The organism is Paenibacillus sp. FSL E2-0178 (assembly GCF_038593005.1).
In the GTDB taxonomy this organism is placed as follows: Bacteria; Bacillota; Bacilli; order Paenibacillales; family Paenibacillaceae; genus Paenibacillus_AQ; species Paenibacillus_AQ phytohabitans.
Genome location: NZ_CP151953.1, coordinates 7,587,535 through 7,606,183, shown reverse-complemented (window position 1 = coordinate 7,606,183; position 18,649 = coordinate 7,587,535). Strand labels below are relative to the sequence as shown.

At 53.1% G+C, this 18,649-nt stretch carries 12 protein-coding genes, 1 pseudogene and 1 riboswitch; of the genes and pseudogenes, 3 read left to right on the top strand and 10 right to left on the bottom strand.

Annotated elements, in window-relative coordinates; translation table 11 throughout:
• Nucleotides 1-136: 136 nt before the first annotated feature.
• A complete protein-coding gene (locus MHI42_RS32655) occupies nt 137-3,637 on the bottom strand; it encodes a collagen binding domain-containing protein (protein WP_342421870.1) in 3,501 nt (1,166 codons plus the stop codon).
• Between the two features lie 275 nt (nt 3,638-3,912).
• On the opposite strand from MHI42_RS32655, the gene MHI42_RS32650 reads away from it, so the two are divergent.
• Complete coding sequence (locus MHI42_RS32650) at nt 3,913-4,674, top strand: TIGR02206 family membrane protein (RefSeq protein WP_342421869.1); 762 nt, start codon at nt 3,913-3,915, stop codon at nt 4,672-4,674.
• Between the two features lie 363 nt (nt 4,675-5,037).
• Here MHI42_RS32650 and MHI42_RS32645 read toward each other — a convergent pair whose 3' ends face one another.
• From MHI42_RS32645 to MHI42_RS32625, 5 genes and pseudogenes are all read right to left on the bottom strand, one after another.
• A complete protein-coding gene (locus tag MHI42_RS32645; RefSeq protein ID WP_039301672.1) occupies nt 5,038-5,469 on the bottom strand; it encodes a peptidylprolyl isomerase in 432 nt (143 codons plus the stop codon).
• A gap of 141 nt (nt 5,470-5,610) precedes the next feature.
• Nucleotides 5,611-6,945 (bottom strand): diaminopimelate decarboxylase, encoded by a 1,335-nt coding sequence (gene lysA, locus MHI42_RS32640; protein ID WP_171716713.1) that lies wholly within the window; start codon nt 6,943-6,945, stop codon nt 5,611-5,613.
• 193 nt (nt 6,946-7,138) lie between these two features.
• Nucleotides 7,139-8,677 (bottom strand): annotated as a pseudogene (locus MHI42_RS32635) (spore germination protein); the annotation flags it as partial.
• Between the two features lie 1,370 nt (nt 8,678-10,047).
• Nucleotides 10,048-10,473: a stage V sporulation protein AB gene (locus MHI42_RS32630; RefSeq protein WP_342421868.1), complete on the bottom strand. Its 426-nt coding sequence runs from the start codon at nt 10,471-10,473 to the stop codon at nt 10,048-10,050.
• A 2-nt stretch (nt 10,474-10,475) separates the two neighbouring features.
• Nucleotides 10,476-11,135, bottom strand: a complete 660-nt coding sequence (locus MHI42_RS32625; protein ID WP_342421867.1) for a stage V sporulation protein AA — start codon at nt 11,133-11,135, stop codon at nt 10,476-10,478.
• A 186-nt stretch (nt 11,136-11,321) separates the two neighbouring features.
• On the opposite strand from MHI42_RS32625, the gene MHI42_RS32620 reads away from it, so the two are divergent.
• Nucleotides 11,322-12,497, top strand: a complete 1,176-nt coding sequence (locus MHI42_RS32620; RefSeq protein WP_342421866.1) for a hypothetical protein — start codon at nt 11,322-11,324, stop codon at nt 12,495-12,497.
• Between the two features lie 208 nt (nt 12,498-12,705).
• Here the strand turns inward: MHI42_RS32620 and MHI42_RS32615 are convergent, their stop codons facing one another.
• Nucleotides 12,706-13,677 carry a DMT family transporter gene (locus tag MHI42_RS32615; protein WP_039301658.1) on the bottom strand — a complete coding sequence of 324 codons (972 nt, stop codon included), beginning with the start codon at nt 13,675-13,677 and terminating at the stop codon, nt 12,706-12,708.
• Nucleotides 13,678-13,806: 129 nt separating this feature from the next.
• Nucleotides 13,807-13,955: riboswitch (FMN riboswitch) on the bottom strand.
• Nucleotides 13,956-14,182: 227 nt separating this feature from the next.
• Between MHI42_RS32615 and MHI42_RS32610 the strand changes: the two genes are divergently transcribed.
• Nucleotides 14,183-15,361, top strand: coding sequence for a substrate-binding domain-containing protein (locus MHI42_RS32610; RefSeq protein WP_342421865.1), 1,179 nt, complete (start codon nt 14,183-14,185; stop codon nt 15,359-15,361).
• Nucleotides 15,362-15,626: 265 nt separating this feature from the next.
• Here the strand turns inward: MHI42_RS32610 and MHI42_RS32605 are convergent, their stop codons facing one another.
• From MHI42_RS32605 to MHI42_RS32595, 3 genes are all read right to left on the bottom strand, one after another.
• Nucleotides 15,627-17,105 carry a carboxylesterase/lipase family protein gene (locus tag MHI42_RS32605; RefSeq protein WP_342421864.1) on the bottom strand — a complete coding sequence of 493 codons (1,479 nt, stop codon included), beginning with the start codon at nt 17,103-17,105 and terminating at the stop codon, nt 15,627-15,629.
• 19 nt (nt 17,106-17,124) lie between these two features.
• Nucleotides 17,125-18,282 (bottom strand): AI-2E family transporter, encoded by a 1,158-nt coding sequence (locus tag MHI42_RS32600; protein ID WP_342421863.1) that lies wholly within the window; start codon nt 18,280-18,282, stop codon nt 17,125-17,127.
• A gap of 115 nt (nt 18,283-18,397) precedes the next feature.
• Entirely contained in the window at nt 18,398-18,553 is a 156-nt protein-coding gene (locus MHI42_RS32595) for a hypothetical protein (protein WP_342421862.1), read from the bottom strand.
• Nucleotides 18,554-18,649: the final 96 nt, after the last annotated feature.

The following is an 18,649-nucleotide window of genomic DNA, read 5'->3' as shown; positions in this document are numbered from 1 at the left end:
ATAGCATTTCCGCCGCAGATGACCAATCTATTCTAAGCCTTTCTTAAGTCACGGCAAAAAGAGCAGGCAGCTATTTTCTGCCGCCTGCTCTTGGTGAAGGCTGATCCTATGATCAGCTGTCCTGTCTAACTACCGGTTATTCCTGATTCCGGTTCCGTCTGTACACCCGGTGTAATACGAACCCGATCAGGATCAAACCGAGTCCTGCCATATAGATCGGCAGCGGGCTGTTCTCTCCAGTCTGCGGCAGTGTCCCGCCGGAGTCTGTTGCCGTGACCGTCCCTTGCGGGATGTCTTCATCTTCAATATCAACACCGCCGAGCGGAATGTCCTCATCAACCGGCACTTCCGGTGCCGGCGTGACTGGTGCAGGTGTAACCACGGCTACCGGCGCAGATGGCTGCGCTGTTGCAGGTAAGCCTGGACCTGCCGGGATTTCCAGATCATCGATAATGATCCCCGGTACCACCGTGCCCGCTGGTGTGGGTACCGGCGTAATATCAGGTGTGACTGGCGGTGCTGTAGGGTTAGGCGTCGCCTCCGGTCCATTCGTTGCCGTTGGAGCAGCCGTTGGCCCAGCTGTCTCTACAGGCGGTACCGTTGGAAGCGGTGTGGCTGTCGGCGCTTCTGTCGGCGCTATGGTGGCCGTCGGTATTGGCGTTGGTGTGGCTGTCGGCTGCTCCGCAGGAGTATTCGCTAAGGTCAGATTCACTGCTGCAGATGAACCGATAGTCACCGCATGCTCACTTGTATCCAACACATAACCTGCCGGTGCTGCAGTTTCAATCAGTACATAGCTGCCCAGCCAGATATTGTTGAATACTGCATTGCCCGCTGCATCCGTAGTCCGGGTATTCACAAGCACACGATCGCTGCCATTCAGGCGGTACAAGTCAAAGGTGGCACCGGCAAGTGCTTTGGTGCTGTCACCTGCATCAATTTTGTGGACATTCAGCGTTCCTCTGACCCCGCTGCCTGTTCCCGAGCCGCTGGATACGCCGACTATGATCTCTTTACTGGTATCCTTGTTGACCAGTACGACATTATTACCGCTTAAGTTAACGGTATTGACCAGCTTATCCCCCGTATTCGCTACGATCAGGGATTGATATTCAAGCACATATGCGGAATGGATATCCTGGAGGAAGCTAAGCACGAAGGTCTGCTTACCCTCTGCATCAGCACTGATATTCAAGGTATAATCCGTATCCTTTATAAGCTCAGGTCCGCTCTTCGTTACATCACCATTCACGGCAGTAACTGTCCGGTACAGATGGAACGTGTCCGGCAGCAGAATCTGATTGGTACTTGGCACATCTGTAATAACGGCATCCTTCACATGGGACTGTGTCCGGTTAATAGCGATCGTCCACTGCAGCTTATCACCGTTCTGAACGCCGTCTTTGAATACATATTCGTCGCCATGCGGAATATCCACCGAGGCCTTCAGATCTTTGGAGACCTTCTTGGTGCCATCCAGCAGATTAGCTGTGTTAGCAACTGTGGGACCAATCAACTGCCCTGCAAGGCTTGTTTTGAATACAACATAGTAAGGCGAATTGATCGCATTGTCAAAATCCACCTGAAGCTCATTCCCGCTTCCGACAGTGTAGCTGTAGGAGCTGCCGGCAAGTTCGGTGCCGAAGCTGTGGGCCCCTCCGGGAGCAATATTCATCCGGTACACTTTCAGTGAACCCGGCACCAGTGACTGTCCCGCGTTAAGTATGTCTGTTACCCGGGGATCAGCAATAGCATTACTGTTGTAATTAACGCCCACTGTCCAGGTGATCTCTTTGGCAGACGCATCATATACCCCGGATTTGAAGCCGTTGTTCTTCACCTCAGGACCCGGAATGAACTGCCCTCTGGCTTCTGTCCATTGAACGTTATTCGCGCTGTCCTTCCAGTCAATCCTCGCTACGTTAATGAAATTATCTGTAGTACCTGTAAGCCAGTCATTACTGAATTCAGTCTGATAACTGATTGTGTATGTGCCACTGATCGGTGAATTGAATTTCACCTTGAAGCCTGCGTTAGGCTGTGCCGGTGAACCGGCAATCAGTGTATACGCTGAAGCATTAAGCACGGTGCCGGCTTCATTGCGTACGACCAGTGAACCCTCGATAAACTTCTGGCCGCCGTACGGGAAACTATCCGTAACCACTACCTGGCTCATCGGATAATTATCGCCGTTCAGCGTAATCTTCCAATCCGTTACATGGGTGGCGTAGTTGACTCCTGACAAATTCTTATAAATGATAGCCGGCCGGATAAGCTGTGTAGCCTTATCGCTATAAGTACTGTCTGAGACAGTGTTGGTAATAGTGGTATCGCTGAATACGCGGTCTACTGCTTTGGTCTTATATTCGATCAGATATGCAGAGGTCACAGCATCTGCAAACTCCAGTTTGAATCCGGCGTTTGTGCCTTCAACAACCGGCGTTACTGTATAGTCTGCACCTGCGGTTAGAGCCGTCCCTTTCGCAGCTCCTCCTGCAGAATCCAGCGTCACCGGATAAATCCGCAGCGAGTCTGCAACCAGCTGCTGGGATTGATTGAATACATCTGTCAACACCGCATTCTCTGCAGAGATCGTGCGTTTATTGTAGTTGTATTCAATAGCCCAGCTGATAGTCTGCTTCCCCCACTCATAGCTGGCTGCCTTCTTCTTGATGCTTCCTCCGCGTTCAATAACGACTGTAGCCGAGCTGCTTACCGGATCACGTCCATCACCGGTGAAGGTAGCGGTATTCGTGAAGCTGGTCAGACTGTCGCTGACTACCTGGGTTGTATAGGCAATGCGGTACGCACCTGTGATTACAGGGTCCGTGAAGCGGAGAACAAGTTCACCGCCGGAAACGTCAGCGGTATATTTGCCGCTGTCTACAAGCTGGCCTTGAGTCACTGTACCGTCAAGCAGAACATTCAGCTGGTACACTGCAAGGGTTACTGTGCTGTCCAGCGACAACCCGGCAGGAACAGGGTCTGTCACCACCGCATTGCTGACCGGTTCCAGCTTCCTATTGACATCCACCGTCCAGAAGATATGATCAGCATTGAAGCCGCTGGACACGCCCTTCTTCTCAATCGTTGAACCCACGGTTGGCTTAAATGCCACGCTAATGGTTTGTATTCCGCCGTTTACGGGGAATAGAATCTGCTGAACCGTACTGCCGCTTATCACCTGTTTATCGAATTTGGTATTAATCCGCAGGGTGCCCTGTACGTTGTCATGACTCTGGATATAGTCGTTGAAAGTCATGACGACCTGATGGGTAGACTGGCTGACCGTAAACGTTCCGACATCCCCGTCATCGGATACGAGTCCGCCCTGGATATCATTGAACAGCTCAAACTGCTCAGGAAGCTGGAAGGTGAAGCTGTCGCCCTGGACATAACCGTGCCCGTTTGGAAGCGACCAGGTATAATCCAGCGTAACAGTAGAGTCCACATCATATACGCTTCCGGTTACGGTCTGTCCGTCCGGCCCATACACAGCCATCGATACACTGGTAATAATATCTCTGTCCTGCTCGATTCCCTCCGCTTTAACCTGCTGGGTGAACCCCAGTCCGTAGGCATACTGCACAAACAGCATGATTATTACAATTGCCAGACTTGTTCTTTTTTTCACCATTTCCCAGAAGCCCCCGTTCTTAAGTTTGATATGAAACGAGCATGCAGAAAAGATGGCTGCCGAACGCACCGGTAAAAACACTCCGCCTGATGGGTCGTTATGTATACGGGCATATGCGTCCATCTTATGTAAATAAACCGATACTCCTGTCTTTTCTGTCTAGCCCGAACGATATATACTTATATCACCTAAGAGTAGATCTTTAGAATCAGTTATATTCAAATTATGAACTTTTATTTTCTTTTATTTATTTCTGGATTCAAGGAGAGAGCACAGTGAACCTTAATCTTTTTTGGGACCGCCATCGTAATCATGATTTCTCAATGTTCTCAACCCCGCATCTCATTGCCCTGTCTATCGTCGTCCTATGCTGTCTGCTGCTCTACTTATCACGTTTCGCCCTGCGTACACATTCCGGTCTGAGGCGCAGTGTCCGCCTGCTGCTGGCACTGCTGCTGATCGCCTGCGAGGGCGGGCTGCATGTCTGGTATGTCTCCCAGGATATCTGGAGCCGCAGTTCCTCCCTGCCGCTTGAACTATGCGGTATTACCCTGCTCTTGTCGGTGATCATGCTTCTTACACGCAGCAGGCTGCTGTATTCTTTTCTCTATTTTGCCGGGATCGGCGGTGCATTCATCGCCCTGCTTACGCCTAATCTGGTCTACCCGTTTCCGCATTTCCGCTTCCTGCTGTTCTTCATTGCCCACGGGTCGATTATTCTGGCATCCCTGTACATGACCTGGATTGAAGGCTACAAGCCTGCCTGGCGCTCACTGTTCTTCACCATGCTCTGCCTGAATGTTATCGCCGCATGTATCTATGCCGCCGATATGCTGCTGGATTCCAACTATATGTTTCTGGCTCACAAGCCCAGCACGTTCTCCGTACTTGATTATTTCGGCCCTTATCCGTATTATCTGCTCGTCGAAGAGGCCTTTGCCTTTGTCATCTTCCTGCTGATGTTCCTGATCTTCTTCAAGCTGCCGGAGCTGTATGCCTCCCGGCGCGGCCGCAGAGGCTGGACCAGTATGAGGTAAAGGCTAATATGGGCAAAAAAAGAGGCTGTCCCAAAAGCCATGATATGGCTGCTTGGGACAGCTCTTTATTTTGGAGTAGGATTAACGTGAGCACTTGGGTGGACGTTCCGTCCTCTCCGCTGTTTAAGCGGGAATTGTATCAATCTTTTAAAAAATCAAAAAGAAACCTCTCTTTGACAAAATGGAAGTGCGACCATCCATTGTTAATCAAGGTGAGGTTTCTTTTGTACATTCAATAGACCAGGATGGACCCAGTCTGTGTACTTTCCGGGGTCTCTACAACATATAACTCTTTCATAAAAAAGAGGCTGCCCCTCAGAAGAAATTCTTCTTGTGAGACAGCCCCTTTTGACGATGCTTGTATTATACTTCTACTACTTCAACGGTAGCCATTTTGTCGCGGCCTTTGAAAGCATCGACTTGGTCCATACCTTCAACCACTTTACCGAATACAGTGTGTACTCCGTCAAGGTGAGGCTGTGGAGCATAAGCGATGTAGAACTGGCTTCCGCCTGTGTTCTTACCCGCATGGGCCATAGCCAGGGAGCCGCGCTCATGCTTGTTCGGGTTAATTTCGCAGTTGATGGTATAACCAGGGCCGCCGGAGCCTGTTCCGTTAGGACAGCCGCCTTGAGCTACGAAACCTGGAATTACACGGTGGAACAACAGTCCGTTGTAGAATCCGTCTTTAGCCAGTTTCTCAAAGTTTGCTACAGTATTAGGCGCATCCTGTTCGAACAAGTCGATCAGCACGACACCGCCGTTTTCGAGTGTGATTTTCGCTTGCTTAGCCATATGTAAATGACCCCTTTCGAAATGACAAATATAGAACACTTTTATTAGTTTACTATGAAACGGGGCACAAAGCAAAGCAAGCGGGAACGATTCCCGCCTGCCCTGTTGGACTGCCCCCGCTGCCTGCGCAGCGGTTCAGGTTTATTTCGTAACGGTCTGTTTGGCAATACGTGCCGGCACAATATCATTGGCGACGATATCCTGATGCGTCTCACGGCGGACCACCAGATCGCTCTGGCCGTTCTGTACGAAGACTACCGCCGGACGGCGGATACGGTTATAGTTGCTGGCCATGGAGTAATTGTAGGCACCGGTGCAGGCAACAGCGAGCAGATCGCCGCTCTCTACCTTCGGAAGCTCTACATCCCAGATCAGCATATCCCCGCTCTCGCAGCATTTGCCGGCGATGGATACTGTCTCCTCGTTAGGCTCAGTCGCACGGCTTGCGAGCACGGCTTCGTACTTCGATTCATACAGCGCCGGACGCGGATTGTCCGTCATCCCGCCGTCAACGGCAACATATTTGCGCACACCCGGAATTTCTTTGCTCGTTCCTACGGTGTACAAGGTCGTACCGGCATCGCCTACGATACTGCGGCCCGGCTCAACCCAGATCTGCGGCAGCCCATCGCCGATACCTGCGAAATGCGTCTTCACTGCATCCGTAATGGCTGCAACATACTCGGAAACCTGCAGCGGAGTATCTCCATCCACATAACGGATACCGAATCCGCCGCCAAGATTGACGACCGGGAAGCTGATGGCCAGCTCTTCCTTCACTTTGCGGGTGAACTCGGCGATCCGCTCAATTGCAAGCTGGAAGCCCTCTGTCTCAAAAATCTGCGAGCCGATATGGGAATGAACGCCAAGCAGGTTCAGATTGGCTTTGCCGTCTGCCTGTCTTACCGCTTCCTGCGCGGAGCCGTTGCCGATATCGAACCCGAATTTGGAATCCGTCTGTCCGGTCGATGCGTAGGCATGGTGGGCATGCGCTTCTACGCCCGGAGTGACCCGGAGCAGAATATTAACCGTTACTTCCTTACGGCCAGCAATCGCCTGCAGCAGGCTGAGTTCAACCAGGTTATCGACTACAAAGCAGCCAATGCCTGCATCGATCGCCATTTCAATCTCATCCGGAGTCTTGTTATTACCGTGGAAGTGAATGCGTTCTGCCGGGAAGCCGGCTTGCAGCGCGGTATACAGCTCACCATCGGAAACAACATCCAGCGACAGTCCTTCCTCATCCGCCAACCGGCACATGGCCATCGTTGAGAAAGCCTTGCTGGCGTAGGCAACCTGGAAACCGAGTCCGGAAGCTGTAAAAGCGTCCATGTACTCGCGGCAGCGGCGCCGGACCAATTGCTCGTCCACTATATATAGCGGGGTACCATACTCCGCTTTCAATTCTGTCACATCACATCCGCCGATTTCCAAATGCCCTGCATCGTTAATTCGGCTCGTCCCGTGTAAAAACATTGCGCAGTCCTCCAATTTCTGTGGAATATCTGTTCCACCCTGTCTAGTATATGTTACAGAACCCCGCAGCGTTACACAAAGTATGGCCTCAGGAGAGGAATTCCACTTTCTTGCGGGGCTGTTTAGTGTATTCAGTATAGCAGACAGAGGGAACTCCATAGAATGGACTAATTTGCAGTTGATTTGTATTTTCCTACGATTTGTGTTCCTTCTCCTGCTCAGGCGGCATCCGGGTATTATCCCGTGTTTTGTTGAAGGAAGGCCTTGTTTTGGAGCTGAGCACCGGCTGGCGCAGGAGGATCTCACCCATTGCTTTTGCATTAAACGGTATAAACGGCCACAAATACGAAGAATTGTAGGAACGGTGTGTAGTCAAGAGCACCACCAGCAGCGTTGTCCCGATCATGAAGCCGGGAATCTGGAACGCGGCCACCGCCAGCAGAAGCGCAAGCCTGACAATCCGGTTGGCCAGCCCCAGCTCATAGCTCGGCGTTGCGAACATCCCGATGGAGGCCACTGCCATGTAGAGCACCACCTCGTTGACAAAAAGACCGGTCTGCACGGCGATGTCACCTACCAGTATCGCAGCAATCAGACCCATCGCCGAGCCGAGCGGTGTCGGGGTATGGACGGCGGCCATCCGCAGAAGATCCACCCCTAATTCGACGATTAGGAATTGGGCGATAAGCGGGATTTTCGCCGTCTTTTGCGGACCGATAAATTCCAGCATGGCCGGCTTCAGCTCCGGATGAAGGACCAGCAGCATCCACAGCGGCAGCAGAAACATCGAGGCAAAGATCCCGATGAAGCGCACCCAGCGCAGGTAGCTTCCCATAAAAGGCGTCTGGCGGTTCTCTTCCGCATGCTGGCAGAGATCAAAGAATGTCGTCGGCAGAACCATGACACTCGGCGAGGTATCCACGAAGACTACCACTCTGCCCTCCAGCAGATGGGAGGCCACAATATCCGGCCGCTCCGAGTACCGCACCAGCGGATACGGGTTCCATCCGCCGCCGACAATGGCCTCCTCGAGCTGTTTGTCAGCAAGGGGAATCCCGTCGATATCGACGCTTTTCAGCTTATCGGTAACGGCCTGCACCTGAGTCTTGTCGACGATATCGTCAATATAGGCCACGCAGACATCGGTCCGGGTACGGCGTCCGATCTGATGCATCTCGTATTTCAGCCCCGGGTCGCGTATCCGTCTTCTGACCAGAGCCACGTTGCTCAGCAGCGTCTCTGTGAAGCCGTCGCGCGCTCCGCGGACGACCCGCTCAATCGAAGGCTCATCCGGGCTGCGCGAAGGATACGAACGGGTATCCATGATAATAACCTGGCTTTCGCCCTCGATGAAGAACACGCTCATGCCTGACAAGACTTTATTGATGCTCTCGCTGAGCAGCTCGCCCTTCTCTACCTGGACATGGGGAATATATTCGCTCATGAAGCTGGCGAATACATCGGTAGATATATTGTCCGGGGTCAGATAGGTCAGACGCTTCAGAATCTCGTCAATAATGGTATCCTTGGCGAACCCGCTGATGCAGAGCAGCGCGACACGCCGGCCCCCAAAGGACATTTCCCTGAAGACGATATCAAAGGATGAACCCAGGCCCATCACTTCGGTCAGCGTTTTTTTGGTATCCTCCAGGTTGGTCGATACCTTATCATTGCCTTGCCAGTACTTAATAGACTCCTCCAGAGAGTCAGAACGTTCATTGTCGCGTTTCTGCTGCTGCAGATCTTTGGGCTTGCCGGCGGAGTCCGCCCCTTGACTGGACTTGGCTTTCTTAGCCTTGCTGCCGGACTGATCCCCGGCCTTCTGAGAGGCTCCAGATTTGTCTGTGTCATTACTTGAGGAACCCCCGCTCTGTGCCTGCCTGGACGGTCCCTCTTCACCCTTATCCGCACCAGAAGCGTTCTGCTCATCTTCCTCAGGCTCTTCATCATCTCCGAATAATCTGGCAAAAAATCCTTTGTGGCTCTTCTCCGGTGTCCCCGCACCCAGTTCGTCTGATGTCTCCGTATCCTGTGACTGGCTGCCCGAAGCCGGGGCTGTCGGGTTGTCTCCGCCGGATGCTGAAGCTGTGCCTGCACCATCGTCTGCAGCGGGTCCCCTGGCTTCCTGCTTGTCCTCATCGCCGCCACTTGCTCCCTGGGCGGTAATCTTCTCTGTATCCGGGCTGCCTTGATCAGGTTTGGCCGGGCCCTCCTGATCCGGTGTACCAGCTCCATCGGAAGCCTGCAAATCGTGGTCCCCGTAACCGGTTGCTCCGGAATCCACTCCGATATCCGCACCGGACTCCGCTCCGCTATCCTCACCAGATTCTGCTCCGCTTGCAGCTTTATCTCCTTGTCCAGCTGAGGCGGAATCTCCCTGCGGCTGGCCAAGCTCGTCCGCAGCTTCAGCATCCTGATTCTGTCCGTCACCGGAGTCCGCTCCCGCTCCCTGTCCCGGTCCGGCATCATCTCCGAACAAGCTGCTCAAAAATCCTTTGACGCCGCCCCCGGACTCCTGGCTATCCGAATCGTCTCCGGCTGCGCTGCTGTCCTTCGGGGTGCTGCCGGAAGCTTCGTTATCTGCTGCACCTCCTGTTTCACGGCTGTCCGCCGCTGTGCTGTCTGCCGCCGCGCTATCCGCTGCGTCTCCAGCTTCACGGCCTTCCGCTGCCTTACTACCGGCAGGCTCGGCCTCAGAGGGCCTGCCTTCTGCGCCCGGACCCGCATCCATACCGGAACGGATTTCCGCACCGCCCTCTATCGGCCGGGTAACAGCTCCCAGCTCACCTGAAACCTCCGCCTCCTGCGGTTGTCCCCCGCCTGCATCAGCCTGATGTACTGCTTGTCCTTCTTGCTGCGGCTGGGCTCTATCAGCCCCATTCTGCTGTGCAGCCTGCGCTTCACCCTGCGGTTGACCTTTGTCAGCACCATCCCGCTGTGCAGCTAACCCTTCATCCTGCCGTTGGCCCCCGTCTGCAACACTTTGCTGTGCAGCCTGTCCTTCATGCTGCGGCGGCTTTTGCTGCTCCGGCTTGCCATGCTTTTTATCCGCTTCCACCTGATCACCGCTGTGAATATACCTAACCACCCCGTAGCCTCCTTTTACTGTCGGTATACAAACCAGTCGAACAATGAACCTGCCACTTTGCCGCATACCATAGCCATCAGCAGACCGAACAACATATGTGTCATATGCAGTCTTTTGGCCAGAATCGGCAGTACGTTCAGTACCTCCGTCAGCGCAGCGGCCAGCATACCGATGAATACTCCGTCGAACAGTCCGACCCCCAGCTCTATCAGCGGGCCTGCGGTTATTTTCCAGTTCCAGAAATCACTCATCGTGCCCAGCAGCGAACCCCCGACCATGGCCCCTTCATACCAGTGCACTTTATTGTAGGAGGAGGTCAGCTGCGCCAGCCGGGGCACCATATCAAGCACTATAAAAAGAGTGATTACCCCGCCGCCGACAGCGATTCCTCCGGCAATGCCGAGCAGCAGGTTAAGTCCGAGCGATATTTGTGCAGTCATGCTCACTCCCCCCTGCGTCCCGATGTATCATCTCTGCGGCGTTTCATTTTGCTGTATTCCTCGTTGACGACATAGTGGTCGATATTTTTCTGATACAGGAACATCTCCACTTCGAGCGGTGTCGGCTCCTCGTTCCATTTCTTTTTGAACAAATGGTTGAAAAAAATCACCATCCCCAGCCCGATGCCCAGCGAATAGGCGATCTGGAATACATACGGATGCTCGTCCCTGCGGCCGGTCAGCATCTCGACAATCCGGATCTGCACCTCCTGCATGCTGACATCGGCATGGAAATTCATGATCGTCAGCGCCGAGCCGAAGAACAACAGCAGCCATACCAGCACAAACAACGCTATGGAAGGTTTGTTTGCCGTTGCCGGGCCTTCAATCTGCACAATCGTCCGGCCTTCGCCAATCGGCTGGATATCCGCATGCGGAAGCAGCTCATGAATCCGGGGAATCACCGTCAGCAGATCAATCAGAATCAGATTGCCGTCACTTTGCTCCGGCTGCAGCAGCAGCAGTGAATACAGCGGCTCCCGCCACTCCGGCTCGGTGATCAGAAAAGCTACATCGCGCAGCATCACACCTTTGCCTTTGGGCACGGTTACCCGGTTTTTGAGCTGTATATAAATGGCGGGAGCCGGGTGAGGATTGTCCATTGGCGGTGCCTCCTAAGGTTGTAGTGTGAAGCAGCTGAAGATGCAAGAATAACGGTAGTATGGGAGAAAAGGTTTATTTTTACTCTTGAACCCTGTAATTCATATTTATTGAGCCGGGCATCCGAAACCTTTCGTTACTACGGCCGTCTATATTAACAGTTATTTACATAGAGGGGATGAAAGGTTATGAAAAGAGTGCTGCATCAATCATTACATCTGGCTATAAGCGCATCTATTTTACTGGCATTCGCTGCTCCGCTTACAGCACATGCCGCAGAAGAAATTAATTATTATGATTCGTATATCAGCAAAACCAGCGGCGTCCAGCTCTATTCGGCGGGCCAAGTGGACGGAAACCAGTTTGTCGATGCCGTCATTGCCAGACAACCGGACGGAACCTATGCCAAATGGCAGGAGCCTTTTCATTATTTCCGGAATTATGGCGGTGATGACCTGAAGTTAACAGGAACTGATGATCCGGAGCAAAGTTATGTGTACGATACCCGGAGTCAATCCATTCTGCGCAAAACCGCTTATACTCTGTCTCCGGACGGGCTTTGGGGATATCTGGAGCGCTCACGTTACCTCTTGATGCCAAATTCTCCGATGGGCAGCGGGTATGTCGGCAAATACCATGACTATTATCTTAAAAACATGAAGACAGGTGCCGTCTCGGTATATTATTCCACTCAGAGATACTACAGCGCCTATTGGCTGAACCAGCACACGCTGCTGGAGAGCGGGTACAATGAGGCTGCTAAACAGAATGTGATCAGTACTTACGATCCGTCCACCGGGGAACGGCACGAACTGCTGAAGGGCAGCATGTATAACCGGAACTTTAGCAAAGGAATCATCTATTATGTGAAAAATGAGCCGCAGCGCCTGCCCTGGGTCTATAACCTGAAGAGCGGGACGTCACGGCTGATCACTGACTATAGCGAACTCGAAGCACTGTTTCCCGCTTCCCCCTCCTCCAGACCGGAAGCAGCGCTGCCGCGGGATACCGTGCTGAAAGACCTGCCGGTCATCGAGATTCCTGTCTCCATGACATACGAATACAGTGTCAGCCTGGACGGACAGAACGCCGATGTATCTACCGTATTCTCCAGGGAGGGACAAGACTGGATTCCGGTGAAGCCGCTCGCTGCCGCGTTCGGGTGGAGCATTGAATCTGAGGACCGGGGCCACTTAAACGATCCCTCTGCCGGTTACAGCTTTGAGATCACAAGCGCCAGCAAGAGTGTAAAGCTTACCCCTGCGAACAGCTTCAATTCCGGAAACAGGCTGTACATCTCACAGGCGCAGCTGAAGCAGCTGGGTTATAACACCATCGTAATAACCCCATACCTGCAGCAGTAATAACGGCAGCAGGACGAGAACACCCCCCTCTGGACGCCGGACAGGGGAGCCGGTCCAAACGGATTCAGTCCGGTTCACTCGCAGATTCGGGTCATCAGCCCCACAAAAAACAAAGAGGATGTCCCGGGCCATTGCGGCTCGCGGGAACATCCTCTTTTGGTGATACCGAAACCCTGGGGTCGTCCCCTCAGGCTGCGGCTATCCGATGTTAATTCTGTTTGGTAAGCTCAGCTTGATGTCCCTGACGGCTCTGCTGGCTCGAAATAAAGAACAGCGCCGTCCAGATCAATGCGAAGCCGATAATTTGCGGCAGAGTCACTAGCTGATGATATACAATCCAGTTAATCAGAATCCCTGTCATCGGGAAGCTGAGTTCAGCCAGCGTGGCTACAGAAGCCTTGGTTGTGTTCAGGCCTTTGTAATAGAGCAGCATGCTGAGCAATCCGGGCAGCAGAGCCTGCAGCAGGAGATTAATGGCAACAGCGGCCGAACCGCTGATTCCGCCGGTAATCTGCCACGGGGCTCCCTCCATGCTGGTGATCACGAATAAAAGCGGCAAAGCCAGAATAAAGCGCAGGGAAGTTACCGTTTCATATTTCATGGAACCCAGCAGATAGCGGCCCATGACAGTCGACCCGCCCCATAATGCGGCGGCGCCCAGCGCCATAAGACTGCCTACACCCATGAAGCTGTTCACATGGCCGAATGGAATCGTCCAGCCAAAGGTAAGCAGGTAAGTGCCTAATAGTGCAACAATGATAAGCGGTGCGAAATTCTTAGGCAGGCGTTCTTTAAGGATAACAGCGGCCAGACCAATGGCGAAGAGCGGCTGCAGCTTTTGCAGCAGCAGTACAGCATTGAAATCTCCGCTGGACAATGCTTTGGTGAACAGGATTGTAGCTATGGCCGAACCTCCCCATGACACAACCAGCAGGGCCCCGGCTTGACGAAGGCGGATCCCCTTCAGTTCGGCGCGCTGGCGCCACATTACAGGTGCAGCAACCAGGAAGAGCACAACATGCTCCAGCAGGACGATCTGTGAAGAGGTCAGGGATTTCAGCAGGATAATACGGAACAGCGGGTCAACACCCCATAGGGCTGCCCCCAGAACTACCAGCCAGAATCCGCTGCGCAGCGGTGCGGTACGGACTCCTTGAGATGAAGCAGATACATTACTCATCATTCATTCTCCTTGTCGATACAAACCCTCGATAAGAGACCAAAAGCCCCCGCGTCACCTGTAAACAGGGCAAACAACGGGGGCCATTATCAATAAAGACATCAGGGAATACACCCGCTGCCTTTACCTTATGATCCTCTCCCATCCGGACTTTACCGTCGGCTCTGGATTGTCACCAGATCAGTCGCTTCCTCTTGTAAAAGAGTAACGAGTCGCGGGCTTAGCTCACTTGGAACATCACCGCCGGTCAGGAATTTCACCTTACCCCGAGAATCTTGTATTCTGTTATTTTTTTCACAATCTCAGGATAACTCCGTTTCATGAATTCGTCTAGCCTTTTTATGAAAATATACGCATTTTTTTCATCGTACGATCATTTTTCCGAGAAAATGCATCATTTCGTAATTACACGAACTGCATAGTTTGGCAGAAACGGAGCCTTATTATAGAATAAGATACGAATACACTTTTTATCCATATTATAGTAACCCTAACGGAGGACGCTGTGAAAAGATCATTTGAAACCAAGCTGTTATTCTCTATCCTTGCCTTAGCCGTCATCACAATCATAGGCTTCATTGCTTATATCATGGCTACATTTACCGGAGGCCTGCTGTTCTATGCACCGCTCGTCCTCGCCGCTTCGGCCGGACTTGCAGTATTCGCTGTAATCTCTATCTTTGAACTCTTCAGCAAACGGTTCCGCCTGACCGCGCTCGCGGCTTTTGCCGGAATCTGCCTGCTGAGCGTAGCAGGTCATGAGATCAGGCAGGCTTATGTGAACAGTCTTGCCGAAGTAAGGGAGCAGGAGGTCAATCTGTTCCAGTACGCACCTTTTGAAGTAAATACCAAAGCCGCCAGCCTGGATCATAAGGCAGCCTATCATATTCAGGAACAAATGCCCCGGCTGGATGGCGCAACTGCACTCTATCCGCTATATTCCGCTTTTGTTCAAGCGGTGTATCCGCCCGATACTTATAACCATAGTATTTACGAGGTCGGTAATGATCTCGTGTTATGTACCACCACCACCGAAGCCTACAAACGGCTGATTAAGGGAGATGCGGATATCATCTTTGCTGCGGCCCCCTCACTTGCCCAGACCAAACAAGCAAAGCTGGCAGGCCGTGAGCTGAAGCTTACCCCTATAGGACGTGAAGCATTCGTCTTCTTTGTCAACAAGCGCAATCCGGTTAATGGACTGACCACTGAGCAAGTGAAGGATATCTACTCCGGCACACTGACGAATTGGAAGCAGGTCGGCGGCAAGAAGGCGTCCATCCGGGCGTTTCAACGGGACGAGAACAGCGGCAGCCAGACCATGCTTGAGAAAATCATGAAGGACCGGACGCTGATGAGTCCCCCGAAGGAGAATGTTGCAGACGTCATGAGCGGGATTATCAGCCTGACCGCCAGCTACCGCAATTATAATAATGCGCTTGGCTTCAGCTTCCTGTTCTACGCCTCAGAGATGAACGCCAGCGATGAGATTAAGCTGCTGGAGATCGAGGGCGTGCCTCCCGCCAAGGAGAGCATCCGCAGCGGGGCATACCCCTTCGCAGCAGAATTCTACGCAGTAACTGCGGGAAGCACCAACCCCAATATTGAGCCATTTCTGGACTGGATTCTGTCCCCGGAAGGACAGGAGCTGGTCGAGAAGACGGGTTATACCCCGGTGAACTAATGATTTCGGACCGCATGTTCCTGATTCGGTGGCGTGCACCGAGTATAACTTAAAAAGCAGCAGCCCTCTTGCCGGAGAATTAGACTCTCCGGTAAGGGCTGCTGCTTTTTTCATGATCAATAAAGTTTGCCGTAGTTGGGCCAATTCTGCGGAACGAGGGGCACTTCTGCCCCTCATTTCCGCTTCCTGTACACTATCTGCGAATTCAGGGGCACTTCTGCCCCTCATTCCGGTTATCGCGCCTTCTTGAAATCAAAAGCCGCGTTCACCCTGCGTAATGCTCAAAAATCCGGCTGCGCTTCTCTCCGTCCGGATCGTTCACTACACGCGAGACTTGATCGAACAGCAGCGTAGCACGCTGCGCAGGTGTGTACTGCGGCCACGCAAGTTCCGGTGCAGACGGATCTCCACAGTGGGCAAAGGCGGTCCAGGCTCTTTGCATCGCTTCGGCCACCCCTGCCATCTCAGGGGTTACCGTCAGGCCGTATTGCTTCAGCAGCGGCAGGTTGTTGAACACGTAGAGAATTTCCGCTCCGTGAATGGCCTTCTCCAGCAGCGGATGGCCGGTGACGGTCCAGTCGAACCGGTACATCCAGACCGGAGCGTGATTCAGCTGCTTCTCCGCGAACGAAATGGAGCTGGCCCAGAAGAACAGATCGGTCAGCACCTCGGCCTGCCCTTCCCAGGTTTTGCTGTAATCGGAGGTCAGCTCTGAGAGGTCTTCGATGCCCATCAGCAGCTCCAGCGACTTGAGTGAACGGTCGAAGCTTTCGCCTGCCTGCCCTTCACGGAAGAACAGATTGCCTTCGTGGAGATTCGTCCCGATCAGCAGCGGGATGCCGCTTGCCTCTCCTTCGCGTACCGCCTGCGCCGGTTCCACCGGCAAGGTCAGCGGCTCAATAACCGGCTGGAAATACATGCTCAGCGAATTCCCGGATAGCTTGTACGCCATCCGTCCGGCCGCTTCCATGATCTGCTGGGCGGGCAGTGTATGCAGCAGCTGCGTGTCACCGCCGGGTTGAAGACCGAGCTCCGCCAGGAAGGCCGCTGCAATCTGTTTCCCCTGCTGACCGCTCAGGCTCTGCCCTGCACCGCTCTCCATAATCGCACGCGAGAACAGCCCCTTGGCCGCCGGCATCGCCAGCAGCGCGGCAATGCTCATGCTGCCCGCCGATTCCCCGAACACCGTAACATTCCCGGGATCACCGCCAAATGCGGCGATATTCTCCCGCACCCATTCCAGAGCGGCAATCTGGTCCAGCAGTCCGAGATTGGAGCCAAGCCCCGCGCCCAGCGGGGACAGATGCATGAATCCTAGCGGACCGAGCCGGTAATTCACCGTAACAAGCACAACCCGGCCGCTTGCCGCCATGTGGGCACCGTCAAACATCGGCTGGCTGCCCGCACCGGTTACAAAGGTGCCCCCATGAATCCAGACCATGACCGGCAGGGCATCCTCCTGCGTTGCTGCCGGTGACCAGACATTCAGGTACAGGCAATCTTCAGAGTACACCGGATTGCTGCCGCCAAAGCGCGTACCGCTGGTACTTACCGGCTGAAGGCTGACCGGGCCGAATTCCTTCGCCTCCCTTACAGCATTCCAGGGCTCCGGCGGCTGCGGTGCACGAAAGCGCAGCTCTCCGACAGGAGGGGCAGCAAACGGGATTCCGCGCCAGACATTCACTCCGCCGCTCTCTTCTCCCTGCAGTTGCCCATAGGCTGTAGTCACTAGTTGTCCTGTCATTACACTCATCCTTTTCGCTTTATTCCTCAGCTTTTTCTTCAATCACTTTATAGAGTCCGGAGCGGAAACGGAACCACTGGAAGATATGGGTAACCACTACTTTGAGTACGGCATAACCCGGTACCGCGAGAATGATGCCCAGTACCCCGAACATTTTGCCGGCAAAAATAATTACAAAAATAATCGTGATCGGATGAATCTTCAGCGTTTTACCCATGATCTGCGGAGAGATAAACTTCCCTTCGATCAGCTGGACGGCAGTCCAGACAATCACCATCTTGAGCAGCATAAACGGCGAGGTTACCATGGCTACCACCAATGCAGGCGTAATCGCGATCACCGGTCCCAGATAAGGGACTACCGCAGTACAAGCGGCAACGATAGCAAGTACCAGGGAATACTCCAGCCCGATGATCAGATAACCAATATAGAGCAATGCACCGATACAGCAGCTGACAATAATCTGCCCGCGGATGTAGGATGCCACCTGGCTGTTCATTTCCTGCATGACCATCCGGGACTGCGGCTGCAGTGCAGTTGGAATGAACCGCATCAGGTAGTCGGGCAGTCTTTTGCCATCGCGCAGCAGATAGAACAGAATGAACGGCGTAGTCACCACTGCCAGGACAATCTCTGTCAAAGTGCCTACGAAGCTGCCTACGCCACTGGCGGCATTATTGATGAACGAGGTGCCCCAGGTAGTCACCTTGCCGGTGATATCACTGAGATCCGTACCCACACTTTCCTGAATCTTTCCGAAAAATTCACTGCCCGTCAGATGTAGGAATTCCTCCTGAATCTGGGCGCTGTATATCGGGAAATTGTCGATCAGCCCCATCAGCTGGGTACGGATAATCGGAATAACCATCAGCAGGATCAGTGTAATAATTCCGGCTATTACGAGGTACATCGTAACAATTCCGTAAGCGCGCTTCACCTTGCTTCTCCGCTCCAGGCGGTCAACCAGCGGATTCAGCAGATAATAGGCAACTCCCGAGAGAAGCAGCGGCGCTGCCACTGTATGCAGAAGCACTGACAACGGTTTGAATATAAACGGAATCTTGGAGAATACGAGCACAGTAACACCAATCAGCAACGCAATTAAAAGCCCCACCACAAACTTGTTATTCAGAAAAAACTTTTTGAATTTATCCGGCCAGACCTGACGTCTATCCATATACTGCCGCCCCCCTGCTGCAACACTTACGATATAAGTGTGATTAATTGCACTTTGTATTAGCATAGTCAACACGGAGGCTGCAAGTCAAATTTTCTGCCCCGCCAAAAAAGCTCTAGTGCAGTGAAGACTGCAGGCCAACCAGCAGACCTTCCACCAAAGCCAGGGAGTTCAGCGAAAACGTCTCAACATTGCTCTCAAAAGCTTCTACGCTATCCTCACCCGCATGATCCGAAATGGAGCGGATTACTACAAAAGGGATCCGGTTCAAACTCTGTCAGGATCGCTGCAGGCAGGTCGTGATGCACCACCTGAGCCGACAGATAATATCCCCGCAATTCAGGCGGTCATCCAGCCCTCCCGCAGC